Source organism: Paenibacillus sp. FSL M7-0802, from assembly GCF_038004945.1.
In the GTDB taxonomy this organism is placed as follows: Bacteria; Bacillota; Bacilli; order Paenibacillales; family Paenibacillaceae; genus Paenibacillus; species Paenibacillus polymyxa_B.
In genome coordinates this window covers 5,170,678-5,188,743 of record NZ_JBBOSD010000001.1, presented here as the reverse complement: position 1 = coordinate 5,188,743, position 18,066 = coordinate 5,170,678, and the positions used below count along the sequence as shown (strand labels likewise).

General features: G+C 46.3%; 15 protein-coding genes. 4 read left to right on the top strand and 11 right to left on the bottom strand.

Annotation, left to right across the window (positions count from 1 at the left end; all coding sequences use genetic code 11):
• Window positions 1-3: 3 nt before the first annotated feature.
• Entirely contained in the window at window positions 4-336 is a 333-nt protein-coding gene (locus MHB54_RS23605) for a GerAB/ArcD/ProY family transporter (RefSeq protein WP_254347463.1), read from the top strand.
• On the top strand, window positions 333-1,454 hold the full coding sequence (locus MHB54_RS23600) for a Ger(x)C family spore germination protein (protein ID WP_076264819.1): 1,122 nt from the start codon (window positions 333-335) through the stop codon (window positions 1,452-1,454). Before MHB54_RS23605 ends, MHB54_RS23600 begins: the two co-directional genes overlap by 4 nt.
• Before the next feature lie 14 nt (window positions 1,455-1,468).
• On the opposite strand, the gene MHB54_RS23595 is transcribed toward MHB54_RS23600, so the two are convergent.
• Window positions 1,469-3,994 (bottom strand): transglycosylase domain-containing protein, encoded by a 2,526-nt coding sequence (locus MHB54_RS23595; protein WP_340982041.1) that lies wholly within the window; start codon window positions 3,992-3,994, stop codon window positions 1,469-1,471.
• Between the two features lie 216 nt (window positions 3,995-4,210).
• Between MHB54_RS23595 and MHB54_RS23590 the strand changes: the two genes are divergently transcribed.
• Entirely contained in the window at window positions 4,211-5,479 is a 1,269-nt protein-coding gene (locus tag MHB54_RS23590) for a DNA polymerase IV (protein WP_069080002.1), read from the top strand.
• Between the two features lie 148 nt (window positions 5,480-5,627).
• On the opposite strand, the gene MHB54_RS23585 is transcribed toward MHB54_RS23590, so the two are convergent.
• From MHB54_RS23585 to MHB54_RS23570, 4 genes are all read right to left on the bottom strand, one after another.
• Window positions 5,628-5,915 (bottom strand): stage VI sporulation protein F, encoded by a 288-nt coding sequence (locus MHB54_RS23585; protein WP_013310877.1) that lies wholly within the window; start codon window positions 5,913-5,915, stop codon window positions 5,628-5,630.
• A 111-nt stretch (window positions 5,916-6,026) separates the two neighbouring features.
• The gene (gene recG, locus MHB54_RS23580) at window positions 6,027-8,075 is read right to left on the bottom strand and encodes an ATP-dependent DNA helicase RecG (protein ID WP_069080003.1); all 2,049 of its coding nucleotides are present in this window, start codon (window positions 8,073-8,075) and stop codon (window positions 6,027-6,029) included.
• 1 nt (window position 8,076) lies between these two features.
• Window positions 8,077-8,946, bottom strand: coding sequence for a DegV family protein (locus tag MHB54_RS23575; RefSeq protein WP_023989297.1), 870 nt, complete (start codon window positions 8,944-8,946; stop codon window positions 8,077-8,079).
• 49 nt (window positions 8,947-8,995) lie between these two features.
• Window positions 8,996-10,780, bottom strand: coding sequence for a DAK2 domain-containing protein (locus MHB54_RS23570; protein ID WP_076159465.1), 1,785 nt, complete (start codon window positions 10,778-10,780; stop codon window positions 8,996-8,998).
• Window positions 10,781-11,289: 509 nt separating this feature from the next.
• Between MHB54_RS23570 and rpmB the strand changes: the two genes are divergently transcribed.
• Window positions 11,290-11,478 carry a 50S ribosomal protein L28 gene (gene rpmB / locus MHB54_RS23565; protein WP_013310881.1) on the top strand — a complete coding sequence of 63 codons (189 nt, stop codon included), beginning with the start codon at window positions 11,290-11,292 and terminating at the stop codon, window positions 11,476-11,478.
• A 231-nt stretch (window positions 11,479-11,709) separates the two neighbouring features.
• Here rpmB and spoVM read toward each other — a convergent pair whose 3' ends face one another.
• The 6 genes from spoVM to rlmN form a co-directional block, all read right to left on the bottom strand.
• Complete coding sequence (gene spoVM, locus MHB54_RS23560) at window positions 11,710-11,790, bottom strand: stage V sporulation protein SpoVM (RefSeq protein ID WP_010345573.1); 81 nt, start codon at window positions 11,788-11,790, stop codon at window positions 11,710-11,712.
• A gap of 390 nt (window positions 11,791-12,180) precedes the next feature.
• A complete protein-coding gene (gene rpe, locus MHB54_RS23555; protein WP_023989299.1) occupies window positions 12,181-12,849 on the bottom strand; it encodes a ribulose-phosphate 3-epimerase in 669 nt (222 codons plus the stop codon).
• Window positions 12,850-12,853: 4 nt separating this feature from the next.
• Window positions 12,854-13,771, bottom strand: a complete 918-nt coding sequence (gene rsgA / locus MHB54_RS23550) for a ribosome small subunit-dependent GTPase A (protein WP_023989300.1) — start codon at window positions 13,769-13,771, stop codon at window positions 12,854-12,856.
• 73 nt (window positions 13,772-13,844) lie between these two features.
• The gene (gene pknB, locus MHB54_RS23545) at window positions 13,845-16,115 is read right to left on the bottom strand and encodes a Stk1 family PASTA domain-containing Ser/Thr kinase (RefSeq protein WP_028540564.1); all 2,271 of its coding nucleotides are present in this window, start codon (window positions 16,113-16,115) and stop codon (window positions 13,845-13,847) included.
• Window positions 16,112-16,888, bottom strand: coding sequence for a Stp1/IreP family PP2C-type Ser/Thr phosphatase (locus tag MHB54_RS23540; RefSeq protein ID WP_025723490.1), 777 nt, complete (start codon window positions 16,886-16,888; stop codon window positions 16,112-16,114). The genes pknB and MHB54_RS23540 overlap by 4 nt, the downstream gene beginning before the upstream one ends.
• 6 nt (window positions 16,889-16,894) lie before the next feature.
• On the bottom strand, window positions 16,895-17,935 hold the full coding sequence (gene rlmN, locus MHB54_RS23535) for a 23S rRNA (adenine(2503)-C(2))-methyltransferase RlmN (protein ID WP_013310887.1): 1,041 nt from the start codon (window positions 17,933-17,935) through the stop codon (window positions 16,895-16,897).
• Between the last annotated feature and the right edge of the window lie 131 nt (window positions 17,936-18,066).

The following is an 18,066-nucleotide window of genomic DNA, read 5'->3' as shown; positions in this document are numbered from 1 at the left end:
TATTTGCTCAGATCCATTCCACTGGGAACGATGGATCGGGTCGATTTTATTTTTCTGCCGATTTGGCTCATTTCGATCTTTGGAGCTATAAGTGGTTATTATTATGCGGCGTCTTACGGAATAAGCTATCTATTCAAGCAAAAAAGTCACAAAAAGGCGGTTTCCTTTGTTGTGCTCGCCTCATGTTGTATTGCCTATTTGCCTCAACGAAGAGAAGATTTCGAGCTTATTGGTTCCATAGCCAATAATTCTGCTTATATTTTCCTAATTGCGTTCCCTTTTCTGCTGCTGATCCTCTCCTATCTCTTCAAAAAAAAGGAGGGACCTGAAACATGAAAAAAAAGAGCAGAGCGCTTGGAATGCTAACTCTACTCATTTTTATAACAGGCTGCTGGGATCAGGACAATTTGAAGGATGCCCGATTGGCAAATGCATCGGCTTATGATCTCACTCCTGAAGGCATGTTGTTGCAAACGCTAGAGGTTGTAGACGATTCTCAAAGCAATCAAGGTAAAAGCACCAATGAAATTCACTCAGGCACCGGCCATTCCGTTCGGCAAAGTACAGACAAAATCCGAGCCAAAGTAACCGGGGATATCCGCTTTTTCAAATACGGAGTTATTCTGTATGGTACAAGCTTGGCCCGAAAAGATTTATATCCCTATCTGGATGTGCTGTATCGTGAGCCTGACCATCCGACTTCCCATGTCAAGGTAGCTATTGTAGATGGATTAGCTGGGGAAATAATAGATCAAAAAAGCATAGGTAGCCTCTTGATTGGCGAATTTATAACCAAAAAAATCAGAAGCCTTGAGGAAATGTGTATGTTCCCGGAAATGACACTGGAGACACTGCTCCCCCCAATGCTTGATCCGGGTCAAGATTTTGTACTCCCCTATCTTTCCAAAGAAGGAGAAGATATTACAGCACGTGGAATTGCCTTATTTCACGGACAAAAATTCACAGGAAGCCTAAGTAGTGAGCAAGGTGTTTTATATGTCTTAATGACTGGAAAGTGGAAAAATACAGCTCGCTTTGTAAAAAGGATACATCCCGGACCTGTCGGTGATGTGCAAAACTTTATTACGTATCAGGCTAAAATCCAGAATGTCAAACGTAGCCTTAAAGTGAACGTTCAGCGCGATGGACAAATTGATGTGGAGCTTAACCTAAAATTGCCTGTCGATATTGTTGAATATGCACGAAACCATCTTCAAGATAAAGCTAACGTACAGCGTCTGAACCGTCAACTTTCCGAAATCATGACCCAGGATGCGGAACAAATTATCCGTACACTTCAGGAAAATGGATGTGATGCCTTTGGCGTAGGCAGACAGTTGATCGCTCATTATCCAGCAGTATGGAAAAGTGTAGATTGGAATAAAGAATACCCCAATATCCATTTTCATCCGCAGGTCACTGTAGACATTGTCGGGAACGGCATTTTAAACTAGGCCGTTCCTGTCGTTTAGTTTTTGGGTTGATCAGATATTATTTCAGGATAAACAACTTCGTCAGATTTGGTTTTTGGAGTCTCACTCTGGCTTTGTGATTCAGAAGGAGTCACCTGCTCGTTTTCAACAGAAGGTTGCGGAGTATCTGTAGATGGCAAATCTTCATTCTCATCAGGCATATCTATCTCTGTGCCTGCGTCAGGAACAGTAGGATCCGTTTCCTCTGGTGGAATTTTCTCTTGATCTATTGCAGGTACCTCAACCTCTGGGACTTCTTTTTCCTTGATATCTGGTTTAGACGGGACCACTGGTCTAGCAGAACGCGGAAGCTGTTCTCTTCCAACTTCGGTAGGCACATACTTTTGATTAAACCAGTCAGTCACGAGTTGACCCGATTGACGGGAATAACGCCCTGGCAGCTTACCTGTAAGGCTAGAAACCGTAACTCTTACAACACCTTCCGGCCGTATAAAGTGCTTTTTCTTAAAAAGCTCAGGCTGGTCCTTGACCGCCTCATTCATGATCAGTGCCCACACTGACTGTGCTCTGGAATGGCCTTCTTGAGATAATGTATTAACCTGTTGGCGGTAACCAGCCCAGACGCCTAGTGTAACGTCAGGTGTGTACCCCATAAACCACACATCACCAAAGTTTTGTGTCGTACCGGTTTTACCGGCGATATCAATGGCACCGTAGCTTTTAAAAGCATTTTGCAGGCGTTTGCCGGTTCCCCTCGGATCTGATATAACCGTTTTGAGCATATCCGTCATCAAAAATGCGGTTTGCTGCGAATATACACGCTTCGTCTGCGGTTTAAATTCATATACGATCTTCCCGTTGGCATCCGTAATTTTGCTGATCAGATGAGGTGCATTATATACACCCATATTGGGAATCGTTCCATATGCTGCGGTCAGTTCCTCGACGGATACCCCTTTGCTTAGTCCACCCAAAACCCCTGTCTGAGCATGTTCATCCTGCGGCTGAATCGTCGTAATTCCAAGAGAACGCACAAAATTCCAAGCATTTGGAATTTTAACTTCATATAGGAACAGCCTCAGCGCAGGGATGTTGATTGACCGATTGAGTGCTTCACGGGCTGTCATAAGCCCCTCGTACCGTCTGTTATAATTTTTAGGAATATGATAACCTTTACGCCCGTCTTTCAATATGATTTGTGAATCATCAATAAGACCGACTGGCTGAGTGTAGCCCTTTTCCAAAGCAGGTAAATAAGCAGCAATAGGCTTCATGGCAGAACCGGGCTGACGTGTCATTTGAGTTGCATAGTTCATTTGCTCGGTATTAAAATCCCTGCCCTCGATCATACCGAGTATAGCCCCTGTTTTATGATCAATCATGATTGCTGCAATCTGCTCTAATCCCTTCTTCTTACTGTATGGAGAAAAATTTTGTGGATTGGCTGCAATCTGCCGCATATTGTTATAAATTTTCTTATTTATCGTTGTATAAATTCGATAGCCGGACCGTTGCAACTCTTCTCGCGTATTTTGAAGAAGCTCGGCATGCTCAGGCTTGGAAATCTCGGCTGCCGTGATATCGGGATTTTGCTGGAGCGCTAACAATTGGGCGGCTTCCCGCTCTGTCTCCAGCATCAAATAAGGGAATGTATTATAACTTTTTTCGCGATGTGGCGCAAGAGTGGCTTTCACATCAAATTGAAGCGCCTCGTTATATTCGGATAGCGTAAGTTTACCTGTTGCCAGCATTCTTCCCAACACGACACGTTGGCGCTCCATCGCTTTATTGAAGCCTTCTTCATCGAAGTTCCCTTTACCATCAAAAGCGGAATAAACAGATGGCAGTTGCGGGAGACCTGCCAAATAAGCCGCCTGAGCAATATGAAGCTTATGTAGATCACTTACATTGAAAATCCCTAACGAAGCAGACTTGATTCCATATAAATTGTAACCAGCGGAACCATTACCAAAAGGCATTTTGTTTAAGTAAGCCGTTAATATTTTATCCTTGCCCATAAACCGCTCCATACGCAGTGCCAGTAGCATTTCCTTCACCTTGCGACTGTCCGTCTTATCCAGACTGAGAAAAACCCTTCGGGCTACCTGCTGCGTCAGTGTGCTGCCGCCTGTTTGGCGGTTTTCATTCAAAAGCTTCTGCTTAACGGCACGAGCAGTTCCCTTTAAATCCACACCACGATGCTCATAAAATTGGCTGTCTTCCGTTGAAATGAGGGCGTCCACAATAGACTGAGGAACATCCTTCAGATCAACGAGCTGTCGATCCTCCTCCATGCGCATTCTTCCAACCGGAGTTACCTGATCATTAAAAAATACAAAGCTGGTCAGAGCGTTCTCATTTACCTTTTCATATATCAACTGACGTGATCGTACAGGTTCATCATGAACCAGTGCCGCCACATAACCGGATATAAGACCTCCAGCAAACAGCACTCCAAGTACACCCGCAAACGAGAACCACTTGATATTAATCAGCAAAACTCTGCCAAAAATACGCCACCTACTGCGTTTTTGAGATGATGGTCGACGTTTTGGGTTCATAAAAATGGTTTTCTCCCCTCAATATTCATTCATTTCCACTTGTTTTTGCTCAAGATATTATGATACGCCATGTTAGGTTTTCCGTAAACTGTAACGTTCCAAAAAATACATTTGTATTAGGAACACTTGTTCTGTATATAATACTACTATAAGAGTATACATTCAAGAATATTTTGGAAGGATGACCCACACATATCAGGAGAGGAGGTCGGATTTTTGAAGGAAAGCAGAAATAGAACCATATTCTTATCGGACTGCCAAAGTTTTTATACCAGCATCGAAAAAGCAGATGATCCCAAATACCAACATAAGCCACTCGTTGTGGCCGGTGACCCTGCACTTCGTTCAGGCATTATTTTAGCTGCGTGTCCGCTGGCCAAAAAATACGGTATATCTACAGCAGAACGCCTGGGAGAAGCGGTGAAAAAATGTCCTGACCTTATCATTGTACGCCCACGTATGCAGCATTATATCGATGTCTCATTAAAAATAACAGAAATCTATAATGAATATACGGATTTGGTTGAGGTTTTCAGCATTGATGAACAGTTTCTGGATATGAGCGGAAGCCTCTCCCTGTTCGGGGATCCGGTGAGTATTGCAAGTGAAATTCAGCAAAAGGTACTGGCACAAACAGGAGTATGGATTCGAATTGGCATCAGCTCAAACAAAATGCTGGCTAAAACCGCAACAGATATATGGGCTAAAAAAAATGACAGTGGCATTTTCTTGTTGCCTACATCCGATATTGCAGCGTTGCTGTGGCCTCAGCCAGTACGTCTTATGTTCGGCATCGGTTCGCGCATGGAACGGCATTTGGAGAAGCTTGGACTACACACCATTGGAGATATTGCACGTACTCCCTTACCCCGGCTACAGGACAGATTCCGGTCTCATTTCGGCAAGCAGTCCGATATTCAGGCAGAGGTGATATGGCGAACTGCTAACGGGATCGATCACAGCCCGGTCAAGCCGGAAACATTTAATACACCTCCCAAATCCATCGGTCATATGATGACTCTTCCCCGCGACTATCTCCAGCCTGCGGAAGTGGAAACCATCCTGCTTGAACTAACAGAGGAGGTGTGTCGGGACGCCCGCCGCAAAGGATATATGGGCTCGGTTGTGACTGTTCATTGTATATGCAGTCCCTACGAGGCACCAACCGGATTCTCCCGACAAATGAAGATACCCGATCCTACAAACCATACCCAAAAGGTATATGAAACCGTTAAAAAAATCTTTTATACTTTTTGGAATCATATGCCCGTGAAGCGCGCAGGGGTTACTTTAAGCGGATTGGTGGATGATCAACTGTATCAGCTGGATTTTTTTGAGGATCTGGAGCGATCCCGTGCTTTGGAAAAGGTGACGGACACTTTAAAGGATCGGTACGGTCAGTCCATCATCATGCGCGCATCGTCGTTAACAGATGCCGGGCAGGCCATGGAACGGTCTATCAAAATTGGAGGTCATTACAAATAAAAGTCTCATGATAAGCACACACTAGCTATTGCCCGGGGAATGAACTAATACAAACCAAAAAGGATTGCCTGATATCAGGCAATCCTTTTTCATCTCTGCTTCACAAAAAAACATGGAGAGCGCTTTGAAGCACCTCTTCAAATAGCAATCAACGGAACATTCCCCACAGCTTGATTAGATGGAATGTATTGGACGGATCAATTTTTTGTGCCAATACGAAGGCGGTCAATTGCTCCTCCTGTGCAGCCGTCAAACGCTCGTTTAAAATAGCAGAAGTGGACTTCACAAGATGACGCACCTTAGCTTTATTTTGCAGGTCCGCTTTAGTCACACCTTCAATCTGCTGCTTAACCCGCTCCTTGAGCGCACGATTCTTCATTTTCAACTTAATCCGCTCCACCAGTTGCGGACTAATTCCATATTGCTGATAGCTCAATGTTGCCACACCTCCCATATCATTCGGTCATTCCCAAATATATGACGGCCAGCCTGTCCATTGTGCCTATCTGTTTAAAACGTTTAGAACAACCTCATGATTCATGGTGGATTAGTCGATGAGATCCCCCTGGAAAATCTGTTCTTTTTGCAAATAACCGCGCAGTGCTTCATACTGCGGAGATGTCCAAAAGGACGAATCCTTAATCAGATCGGTTGCATCCTCCCGCGCCTTTTCCAGCACCTCAAAATCCGCTACCATATCTGCTAAACGAAACTCGGGTAGCCCACTCTGCTTGGTGCCAAAAAAGTCACCCGGCCCTCTCAAATCCAGATCGCGTCTAGCCACCTCAAAACCATCGTCCGTATCGGTCATAACCTTCATCCGCTCCTGACCAACCTCCGACTTAGGATCAGCGATCAGTACACAATACGAGGCATGTGCTCCCCGTCCGACACGTCCACGTAATTGATGTAACTGGGACAGCCCAAAACGATCCGCGTCCATAATGATCATTAGCGTCGCATTGGGAACGTCTACCCCCACCTCCACAACCGTCGTTGAAACGAGTAACTGAACCTCATTCGCATAGAAAGAACGCATAACTTCTTCCTTTTCTGCGGGAGTCATTCGTCCATGTAATAGCCCAACGCGGTAATGTGGAAAAGCCTGTTGCATTTGAATATGCAAATCGATGGCATTCTGTACGTCCAGCTTCTCCGATTCTTCAATCAACGGGCAAATCAGATAAGCCTGCCGTCCCTGATCTACCTCGCGGGAAATAAAACCAAGTACCCGATCCATCAGTTCGTGCTTCACCCAATAGGTGGAAATTGGAATACGCCCCTTCGGCCGCTCTGACAACGTAGAAACATCCATATCGCCAAACGCAGTGATGGCCAGCGTACGGGGGATCGGTGTGGCCGTCATCGTCAGCACATCGGGATTATAGCCTTTGCGACGCAGTACACTACGCTGATTCACTCCGAATCTATGCTGCTCATCCGTTACAACAAGCCCAAGCTGGCGAAAATATACATCCTCCTGAATGAGAGCATGGGTGCCTACTACAATGTCCAGCAGACCCATTTGGAGAGCAGCTAGGAGCTCCTTACGCTTCTTCCCGGTTGTACTCCCAGTCAATAGGCCCACACTGATTCCAAAGGGCTCAAACAGCTTGTGAAGCGATCGCATATGCTGCTCGGCCAATATTTCGGTTGGCACCATCAGCGCTCCCTGAAAACCGGAACGTACTGTGGCAAATAAACCGATGGCAGCAACAACTGTTTTACCTGACCCAACATCTCCCTGAAGCAGACGGTTCATACAATAAGGTGAGCGTAGATCGTGCAGTATTTCAAGCTCTACCTTCTTCTGTGCATCCGTTAATTCAAAAGGCAAAGCCCTTACAAATTCACGAATCGTGGCGTTATCCACCGTATGTACCACCCCGTCCGCTCGACCACGATTTAACGCCCGGAATGCCTGCATTTTCAGCTGAAATAAAAATAGCTCCTCATACACCATCCGCCGACGAGCCTCTTGCCCCTCGCGGTTGTCCTGAGGCTGGTGTATACCCGCAATAGCCTGCTTGCGCGGCATCATACTATATTTACGCACAAGCAACTCAGGCAATATTTCGGGGATCATTTCACCAAACTGCTGGAGTGTCTGGCTCATTGTTTTTCGCATCCAGCTTTGCGTAATCTTACCGCCTATAGAGTACACCGGTTGAAGTGTCCCCGAGCGGGCTACTCCTTTATCAGGAAACTCAGAATCTGCAACAGTCATCTGCATCCGTTTGAGATCCCATTTACCAGTCACCACAATTTCACGACCTGAGGTTAGCTGCTCCTTCATGAAATGCCGATTAAACCACGTCGCGGTAAACATCCAATCCTCGGCCATCAATTTACAAGTCAACCTTGATTTGCGCCCGTAACGCTGAAGCACCGGAATGCCCATAATTTTGGCCTGTACTGTAATCTTATCTCCATCCTTCACTTCACTTAGCGAGCGCAGTCGGTAATCTTCATACCGAAACGGATAATATTCCAGCATGTCCTGTACGTTAGAAATACCAAAAGCGTGAAGCTCTCCCTCTTTGAGAGCACTCACGCCATGTATTTGTTTTAAAGGTATTTGATCCAATTGCAGCATATTACCTCTCATCTCCGGCCGGCCATACAAAAATGCCAATCGTACCTGGCCCTACATGGGTCCCAATCACAGCGCCAAGTTCAGTATATATTCGATCTCCCAGCTCAAAATGCTCTGCCAGCTGAGCCACGAACGCTTCTGCCGCTGAGCGATCTGCCGTATGACCCACAGCAATATTAATTTTTTGGCCTTTTAAATCCCGCTCCAGTAGTTCAATTATACGTGCTGTCGCTTTTTTATGCCCTCTCGCCTTATCAACCGAATAAATAGTGCCTTCTTTGTCAATCGAAAGAATCGGCTTAATGTTAAGTAACGTACCAACCATTGCCGCTGCCTTGCCAATACGTCCGCCTTTTTGTAAGTATTCCAGGGTATCCACCAGGAAATACAAACGACGGCGCTCCCCACGACGTTCCACAGCCCGAACGATATCAGCCGGGGAATGCCCGGCAGCCGCCAGCTCTGCCGCATAAACCACTAGCATGCCGTATCCGTATGAAGCTGATTTGGAATCCACCACAGTCACTCTATGTTCATGCTTCTCCAGCATGGATTTGCCCAGCAGAGCAGACTGATACGTTCCGCTCACACCCGAGGATAAATGGATAGAGATAACCTGGCTCTCGGGGTATTGCTCCAATAGCGTCGTGTATGTCTCCAAAAAACGGGCTGGTGAAGGCTGTGATGTCGTAGGTAGCTCATCAGCCCGTACTAGTTCGCTGTAAAACTGCGACGCTGACATCTCAATGCCGTCCAGGTAAGCTGTGCTGCCGAACATCACTGTCAATGGTACAACAACTATACCGAGACGGTCTGCTAATTCCGGTGGAATATCAGCCGTGCTATCCGTCAAAATGATGGTACTGCTCATCAGTCAGACCTCCTTTTGTTGTGGACTTCCATGGGCGTGCTAAAGCACATCAGGTTTCCACTGAGAACAAATAAGGATAAATCGGCTGACCACCTTCATGAACTTCCACTTCAGCATCCGCATAATTTTCTTTAAGCCATGCAACAAGCTGATCTGTGTCTTCTTGATTCGCGTCTGAACCTGTGAGAATCGTAACAATTTCATCGCCATTCACCAGCATTTTCGCTAGCAAAAGACGGGACGTTGCCATTAAGTGTTCCTCGGTCGCTACAATTTTGGAATCCTGAATACCGATGTAATGCCCGGCTGTAATATGCAGGTCATCCAGTGTCGTATCCCGTACCGCGTAGGTCACTTGCCCAGACTTCACCCGGGTGACTGCGTCACGCATATTGTCCTGATTTACCTGAAAAGCCTCTTCCTCCTGGAAGGCAAATGCTGCCGCAATGCCCTGAGGAATTGTTTTGCTCGGAATAACCGACACCATACGTTCCATCTCTAGCAGTTCACGTGCTTGTTCTGCCGCCAAAATAATATTGGAATTATTCGGAAGAATAAAAATATGTTGAGCCGCAATCGAGCGCGCCGCATTAACGAAGTCCTCTGTGCTCGGATTCATTGTCTGGCCGCCAGAAAGGACAACATCGACGCCTAAACTTCTGAAAATATCAGCAATTCCTTCACCGGAAGCCACAGCTATAAAACCAAAGGATGCCAGTTCATGAGCAGGGGGCTCAGACGGCTCTTCCTCACGTGCAGGCTCTGTTGGTATTTCAGCAAACCACTCAGGCTCAGGAGCAACATCCATACCCGCAGACAACAAATCACGATGCTGCTCGCGCATATTTAAAATACGAATCTGTGTAATTTCTCCGTAGCGCAGTGCCAAATTCAGCACTTCACCAGGAGCCTTAGAATGCACGTGAACCTTGATGACATCATCGTCTGAAATTACGATAATAGAATCACCATCTACTGCTAACGCTTTCCGGAAGGCTTCCTCATCAAAATCGGTACCTTGCGCTTCGCCCAATTGTCGATTAATAAAAAACTCCATATCATACAAAAATTCAATATTATCCGTTTCGAGCTTCGCTTGCGCAGAAATCGGCGCATCTGGGGAAGGAACAACTGCAGTAGCAGTAGGTCTCTCCGATACGTGAGGAGCAAAAACCGTGCGTACATTATCACTTTTTGCAGTTGAAGACGTCACCAAGCCGCTTCCAAGATGCTGCATAAAACCTTCATAAATGTACACAAGACCTTGCCCACCCGAATCTACAACTCCTACTTGCTTCAATACAGGGAGCATGTCCTGCGTCATGGCAAGCGTTTCCTTCGCTTTGGCAAGCACTTCTTCCATCAGTTCCGTGATGTCGTTCGTCCGGCGCGAGAAAAACACAGCATGCCTGGCCGCTTCCTTCGCCACGGTAAGAATTGTACCCTCCACCGGCTTAACAACCGCCTTGTAGGCCGCATCCACCCCGCTCTGCAATGCCGATGCGAACTGAAGGGTATTCAATTCCTCGTATGGGGCAGCGTAACGGCTGAAGCCACGAAACAACTGAGACAGGATAACCCCTGAATTGCCGCGGGCTCCCATCAGCAAACCTTTGGATAATATGCCGGACATGACACCGATGGAGGAAGAGTCCCCCCTCTTTAATTCCGTTACGCCCGCGCTCATCGTCAAATTCATGTTGGTTCCCGTATCACCGTCTGGCACTGGGAATACATTTAGTGAATTGACATGTTCCGCATGCTGCTGTAATTGTTCCGCCCCGGCTAAAACCATTGCGGTAAAATCTGTTCCATTCAAAGAACGATTACTCAAGAGAATTCCCCTTCCTAGCTTAATACACTTGTTTTTCTATCAACCTTCACAACACCTTATTCAACTGTGCGTACAGGTTCAATTGAATTATACTAAAGCCAGACGACGAATACGAATATCACACTTTCGTAAGCTTTTGTACTCACGTCTGGTCGTTCTTCTACAGGTCATATAAAATGAAAAACCAGTCAACTGCCTAACAATAAATCATCGGCTGGAATGATGACTATAGTCCCGCCTCTGAACTGCCGGCATGACTGGAATAAGAATTCACATTCCATTTTAATACAAAATAATCGCAGCAATAACTATCCCATATTGTACTATAATGCGAAAGAGAAATAAATAAAGTTTTTGAATCAGTTGACGGAGCTTTTTTGACTATGATATTATATTTAAGTATTGTTTTGTTCAGGTTAGTGACTTACAAAGTCCGGCTGACCCAGTCGGCCTGAAGAGAGACCCGTTCCATATGGAATTTGGTTATTTTCAGAATAGGAGGTGGAATCATGTCTCGTAAATGTTCTGTAACAGGCAAAAAGCCTGGCAGCGGTAACCACGTATCTCACGCTAACAACCGTAATCGCCGTACTTGGGGCGTCAACGTACAAAAAGTTCGCATTCTCGTTAACGGTAAACCGAAACGCGTTTATGTCAGCACTCGTGCATTGAAAGCCGGTAAAGTGACTCGCGTGTAGTCGTAAAAAAATATCGTTATAAACAAAAGGCACCTCGTTTTAAACGGGTGCTTTTTTGGTTATTCGAAAAGTAATATCCATCTGGTTCAGGAGAACAAAATGTCAGGCACCTTCCCGTGCGTTCCTATCTTTTACTGCCGAGCTACCTATCTGTTGTGCCCGGGAAGCATGCCCTGTGTACTGTGTACCTCCAGCTTTCATCCTACATCCTGTGTTTACATTACGTTGAATTCAGTTTTTCTGGAATGTATTCAAAATGGCTTTAACGAATCCACCCAGAAATTTTGGCAGCTTGATTGTGTAAAACTTCATGCCTCACCCTCCCCATCATCCTCCTGCATCCGTTCTCTGTAGTTTATGCAACCTGTCAAGGGTTGTTGCCCCACAAAAAAAGGCTACATGAGAATCCCGCTCATGTAACCATATTTATGCGCAACCATCCCAGGCTATACCATCAGACAAGTCCGCGAACATAGAGATATGCTGAGAGTATGAAAATAAACAGGATATAATAAAGTACGCTGCACACCACAAAACCTATTCGTAAACCACGCCGTTCATTTTTTCGAAAATAAAACAGTACAATTAGAACAGCCAAAAGTGAAAGAACAGCATTCCAAGGAGCCTTCACTAGCGAGAAACAGCTAAGGATCAACCCCGTCGCCATGCTCGCTACAGTCATCCACAATGCTTCAGTCAGCTTCACTTGGACAAACGAGCTGCACTGTCCCGAATCGCAGCAATAGCCGCTGCGCGGTCTGCTCTGCCAAATACCGCACTACCAGCCACCAACACGTCAGCCCCCGCTTCAAATACGGCTGGTGCCGTCTCCTCCGCAATACCTCCGTCTACCTCGATATGTACGTCTGGACGACCCAATTCGTTCAGCCAAGCACGGATTTGTCTAATTTTATTTAACGTCTCTGGAATGAAGGACTGACCTCCAAAGCCAGGATTGACCGTCATCACCAGAATCATATCCACATTTGGCAGCACTTCCTTGATCGCGTATGGTGAAGTACCCGGATTGAGAGCCACTCCAGCCAGAGCGCCTTGCTGCTTGATCAAGTGAAGGACACCATGCAAATGAACACAGGCCTCAGCATGAACAGTGATGATGTTGGCTCCTGCTTTTACGAAATCGCCAATATAGCGTTCAGGATGCTCAATCATCAGATGAACATCTAAGGGAAGAGTCGTATGCGGACGAATAGCCTGAACGATAGGTGGGCCCAGTGTAATATTGGATACAAAATGTCCATCCATTACATCCACATGAATCCAGTCTGCCCCTCCTGCCTCAGCTTCCGCAACTTCACTGCCCAAGCGAGCAAAATCAGCGGATAAAATCGACGGTGCTATTTTTAACATATACTCAGTACCTCCGCTTTTTTTCTTTTAATTCCTGATAGAACTGCAAATAGCTATCATATCGTCCCTGTGAAATATGGCCTTCTTCCAGGGCCTCTCTTACTTTACAGCTAGGCTCGTGAATATGGGTACACCCCCGAAATTTACATCCTTCCGCATACTGCTGGAATTCACGAAAACAGGGAGATAACTCATCCACACCTAGCTCCAGAAAATCCAGCTGGCTAAACCCCGGTGTATCTGCTACAAACCCTCCGTTGTCTAGAGGAATCAGCTCCACATGACGAGTTGTATGTTTTCCTCGGCCCAGCTTATTGCTTATGGCGCTCGTCTCCAGCGTTAACCCAGGCTCCAGAGCATTAAGCATGGAAGACTTTCCTACACCTGACTGCCCGGAAAACACGCTGATTTGACCAGCCAACAGCTTCTTAAGCTCAGCCGTCCCTTCTCCGGTACGGGCACTGGTTACCAGCACCTCATAACCGATCTTCCGGTACATTTCCTGAACGGCCAGCACGGTGTCATCCTCTGAAGGGCTGCCTTCATACAAATCGCGCTTAGTCAGACAGATAATCGTATCCAGTCCGGCGTGCTCAATATGGACTAAAAATTTGTCCAGTAAAGGCAGGTTTAAATCCGGCTCACGCAAGGAAAACAGTAGCACGGCTAGCGTGGTATTAGCTACTGGAGGACGAATTAGCTCTGTCGTACGCTTTCTAATCTCCTCGACCATACCTTCCCCGTTCTCAGTCAGTTCGTAAACGACCCGATCACCGACAAGAGGCGTAATCTCTTTTTTCTTAAAAATGCCGCGTGCTCTGCATTGTACCGTAGCTTCGCCAGATACCGGACGCCCATCCTGATCCAGGCTGGAGACATAATAATATCCGCTAAGCGCCTTGACGATCAGACCTTCAGGCATGTGTAAGATGTCCTCCTTCATAATGTTCAAGTTTCATTGCGTATAACAGGTTGAGCATCTTCCTATTGCAAGTTTACTGATGCTGAACAGCCTCAATCACTTTTTCCTTCTTTGCGTGGCCTGGGTTGTTTTTATGACTAACCGCCAACTCACTGCGCGTACTCCCCGTGGAATTCGTTCCAGGAACAAAGGCGGAAGGGTCACCATTACCTCCTGTGCCCTCCTGATTGTTCGAGTCGCCTCCACTATTGCCAGTATCATTAGAAGATCCCCCGCTATCACCTTCCTCGCCGTTTCCACTTCCATTCTGCGAGGAAGTACCATCAGGTGTATCCGTTGGTGAAGTTCCAGCAGGCGGAGCAATTTGGGGCATCGTCACCGTTCCATTTTTCGCCTCAATATAAGAGACTGGATACGTATCAATAAAGTCACCATCTCTAAATACTGAGACAACACTGTCTTTGTTCGGAGCCATTAGCAGATTGATAGTGAACATCTGTGTCGTATTAATCGTACGGCTTCCCCATTCCTGATTTTCTCCACGCGCATCCGTATAAGTGATACGAATTTTGCTGTTTTTGCCCTCTTCCTTCGGCGCAACAGGCACATTAAATGGTAGTGTAATCGCTTCTGGCGGGTAACCCGTGCTTACATAAAACGTAATTTCCGTATTTGGTGGCAACTCACTGCCTGCCTCTGACGGCCACTGTTTGGTTACTCTTCCTTTTTCCTGCTCATAGCTAAATTCTTCTTTAATCGAGCCAACCTTCAGCCCTGCCTTTTTAACCTCATTTTCTGCTTGGTTCTGCGTCTTCCCTATCAGGCTTGGCATTTTCACAGTATCAGCGCCCTTGCTGACTGTGAGCACAACCTGGACTGAGTCCTTATCAAATGGCTCATTTGCAGCGGGTGTCTGACTAAGGACGGTCCCCGCGGCCTGATCACTGAACTGCTCATTTTGCTGAATCTGCGTCTCCTTAATTTGCTGGGCGGTCAGCAGCTTAACAGCATTCTCGTAGCTTTGGCCTTTGACATCCGGCATCGGGGTGAGCGGCTTGGCAATCCCGACTTTCAGACTAATCTTGGTTCCTTCCTTGACTAAAGAATCTGCAGGATAGCTTTGATAAAATACAACTCCAGGCGCGATTCCCTCTTTGTATTCATGCTGGATTGGCTCCTCAATGAGTAATCCCGCTTTACTAAGATTAACCTTCGCTTGGTCTTCTGTTTGTGTCAATACACCTGGTACTTTTACCTCAGGCACGACAAGTACACTTTGCACATAGTACACCACTCCGCCCATGCACAGAAGTAACACCAACACTAGTGTTACCCACAAGATCGCTTTTTTTCTATTATTTTTGGACGATTGCTTGCTCGGAAGCTGTTCAGACTCACGCGGTTGAGCAGGTACATCATCGCCACTAGAAGACATCCCTAATTGTTGAGGCTTAATAGCCGGAATAACCCGTGTTTGATCCTCATCATCCAAATGTGTAAACTCCAGCTTGGATTCATTACGCCGTCCCGGCAGCAAACAGGTTTCCAGATCTTTTAGCATTTCGTCTGCCGATTGATAACGCTCTTCTGGATTTTTGCGCATGGATTTTAGAATGACATTTTCCACACTTTGCGGAATCAACGGATTAATTTTACGTGGTTCCTCAAATTCCTCTTGCAAGTGCTTGAGCGCTACACTAATTGGACTTTCTCCCAGGAAAGGGAGCTGCGCTGTCAGCATTTGATATAAGACAATACCTAAAGAATATAAGTCCGATTTTTCGCCGGTGACGACACCCTTTGCATGCTCAGGTGAAAAATAATGAACAGAACCCACAACAGAACCCGTCTGGGTAATGGTCGTTGACGTAACAGCTCTAGCAATCCCAAAATCAGTTACCTTAACCCGTCCATTACGTCCAATTAATATATTATGAGGCTTAATGTCTCGGTGAATGATCTGATTTTGGTGGGCATGCTCCAGCGCATCACAAATCTGGGAAGCAATCCGTACTGCTTCATCCACTTGCAATGGTGCACGTTCTTTAATAATCTCATTCAAATTTTTACCTTCTATGCACTCCATTACAATATAATGGATTTCATCCTCTTGGCCGACATCATAAATACTGACCACATTCGAATGCGAAAGCGAGGCCGCAGACTGCGCCTCACGCCGAAATCGGCGAATAAATTCCTCATCATGAACAAATTGCTGGCGCAACACTTTAACTGCGACATTGCGATTCAGCAAAATGTCTTGAGCCTTATACACCAGCGCCATACCGCCGCCACCGATACGCTCAATAATTTCGTATCTTCCCCCTAGCAGGTGCCCGATCATGCGTCACACCCCTTTTCACTCAATGAAACCGTGTCGTCGGGCAATTCAAACAAAGCTACAGTAATGTTATCGTCTCCTCCGGCAAGCAACGCCAGATGTAGCAGACGATCCGCGCGCTCCTCCAAAGGATTCTCTGCGGCACCTACTACTTTGCTGATTTGTTCTTCCGTTACCAAATTGCTTAATCCGTCGCTACACAGTAACAGTACATCGCCTTTTTCCAGCGCAATGGAGTCAATATCCACTTTCACCTCGGAATCAGTGCCCAGCGCCCGTGTCAGTACATTGCGACGAGGATGGTTCTCCCGTTCTTCCTTACTGATCTGACCGTTTTTGAACAGCTCATTAACCAAAGTATGGTCTTCTGTAAGCTGACGTACCGCTCCTTTGGAAATGACATAGGCACGACTGTCACCGATATGTCCGATAATTCCGGATGCGTCGTTTAATAAAACCGCAACAACTGTCGTTCCCATATTATGATACTTTTCATCGCGTGCAGCCGTCTGGAAGATGACTTCATTGGCATGCAAAATAGCGTCGCTGAGCGCCGCCGTCAAAGAATGTGCGGATAATCCGCTCTCCAGCGTCGCCAAATCAGCGGCAAGTGTCTCTACCGCAAGGCGGCTGGCCGTATCACCGGCCAAATGCCCCCCCATACCATCGGCAACAATCCCAAGGATATAGCCTTGCTCCAAGTGCCTGATCCAGGCAGAATCCTCATTCACCGAACGTACACGTCCGACATGGCTGACATGAACTGTTTTGATCAAATGGTTTCACCCCAACTCCATATGCTTTGCACGCAACTGACCGCAAGCAGCGGCAATATCGTGACCCTGTTCACGCCGGATCGTCACATTGACGCCTTTTTCGGCAAGAATACGTTGGAAATTAAAAATATCACTGCGTGATGTGCGTACATACTTGCGCTCAGGCACATGATTGACTGGAATCAAATTGACGTGACACAGCATGTCCTTTAACACATCCGCTAGCTCTTCAGCATGTTCTGCCTGATCGTTTACCCCACCAATCAGGGCATATTCAAACGAAATTCTCCGCCCCGTCTTAGCAAGATAGTAACGTAGAGAATCCATAACATCCTTAAAGGGATAACGCCGATTTACAGGCATCAGCTTCGAACGAAGCGCATCATTAGGCGCATGAATGGATATTGCCAGATTAATCTGGGTATCCTCGTCGGCAAATTTATAAATATTCGGTACAATACCGCTGGTCGACACTGTGATATGACGTTGACCAATGTTCAGACCTTTTTCATGAACCATTGTACGTAAAAACGTCATGGTCGCTTCATAGTTTTCAAAAGGCTCGCCCGAGCCCATAATCACGATGCTACTCACTCGTTCATTGGTTTTATCCAAAATTTTCTGAGCCTGCACCACCTGTGCAGTAATTTCACCAGCCGTCAGGTTCCGTTTAAGGCCTCCGAGCGTCGAAGCGCAGAAAGTACAACCAATCCGGCAACCCACTTGAGTCGTTACACAAATGCTGTTTCCGTAATTGTGTCTCATAATGACCGTTTCAATGGCATGATCATCGTGCAAACCGAACAGGAATTTTACTGTACCGTCCTTCGATTCCAACTTTGTAATTTCACTAAGCGTCACAAAACTAAATTGCTCCTCAAGCTTCTCTCTCAGCGCCTTGGACAAATTCGTCATCTCGCTGAAATCATTGACTCGCTTCACATACAGCCAGTCAAAAATTTGTCCTCCACGAAAAGCAGGCTCGCCATTGTTCTTGGCCCAGTCCTGAAGCTCCTCCAGAGTTAAATCATATATAAAAGGTTTCATCAATGTTTGCACCCGTTCCTTCTTCATTAAGTTCTGTTTGATCGCAGATAGTATTTTTCATTCTTCCTATTTTAGCACAAATCCCTGAGGGGGTAAAAATTTTTCGTCTTCATGCAAAAAACCGCCGGAAA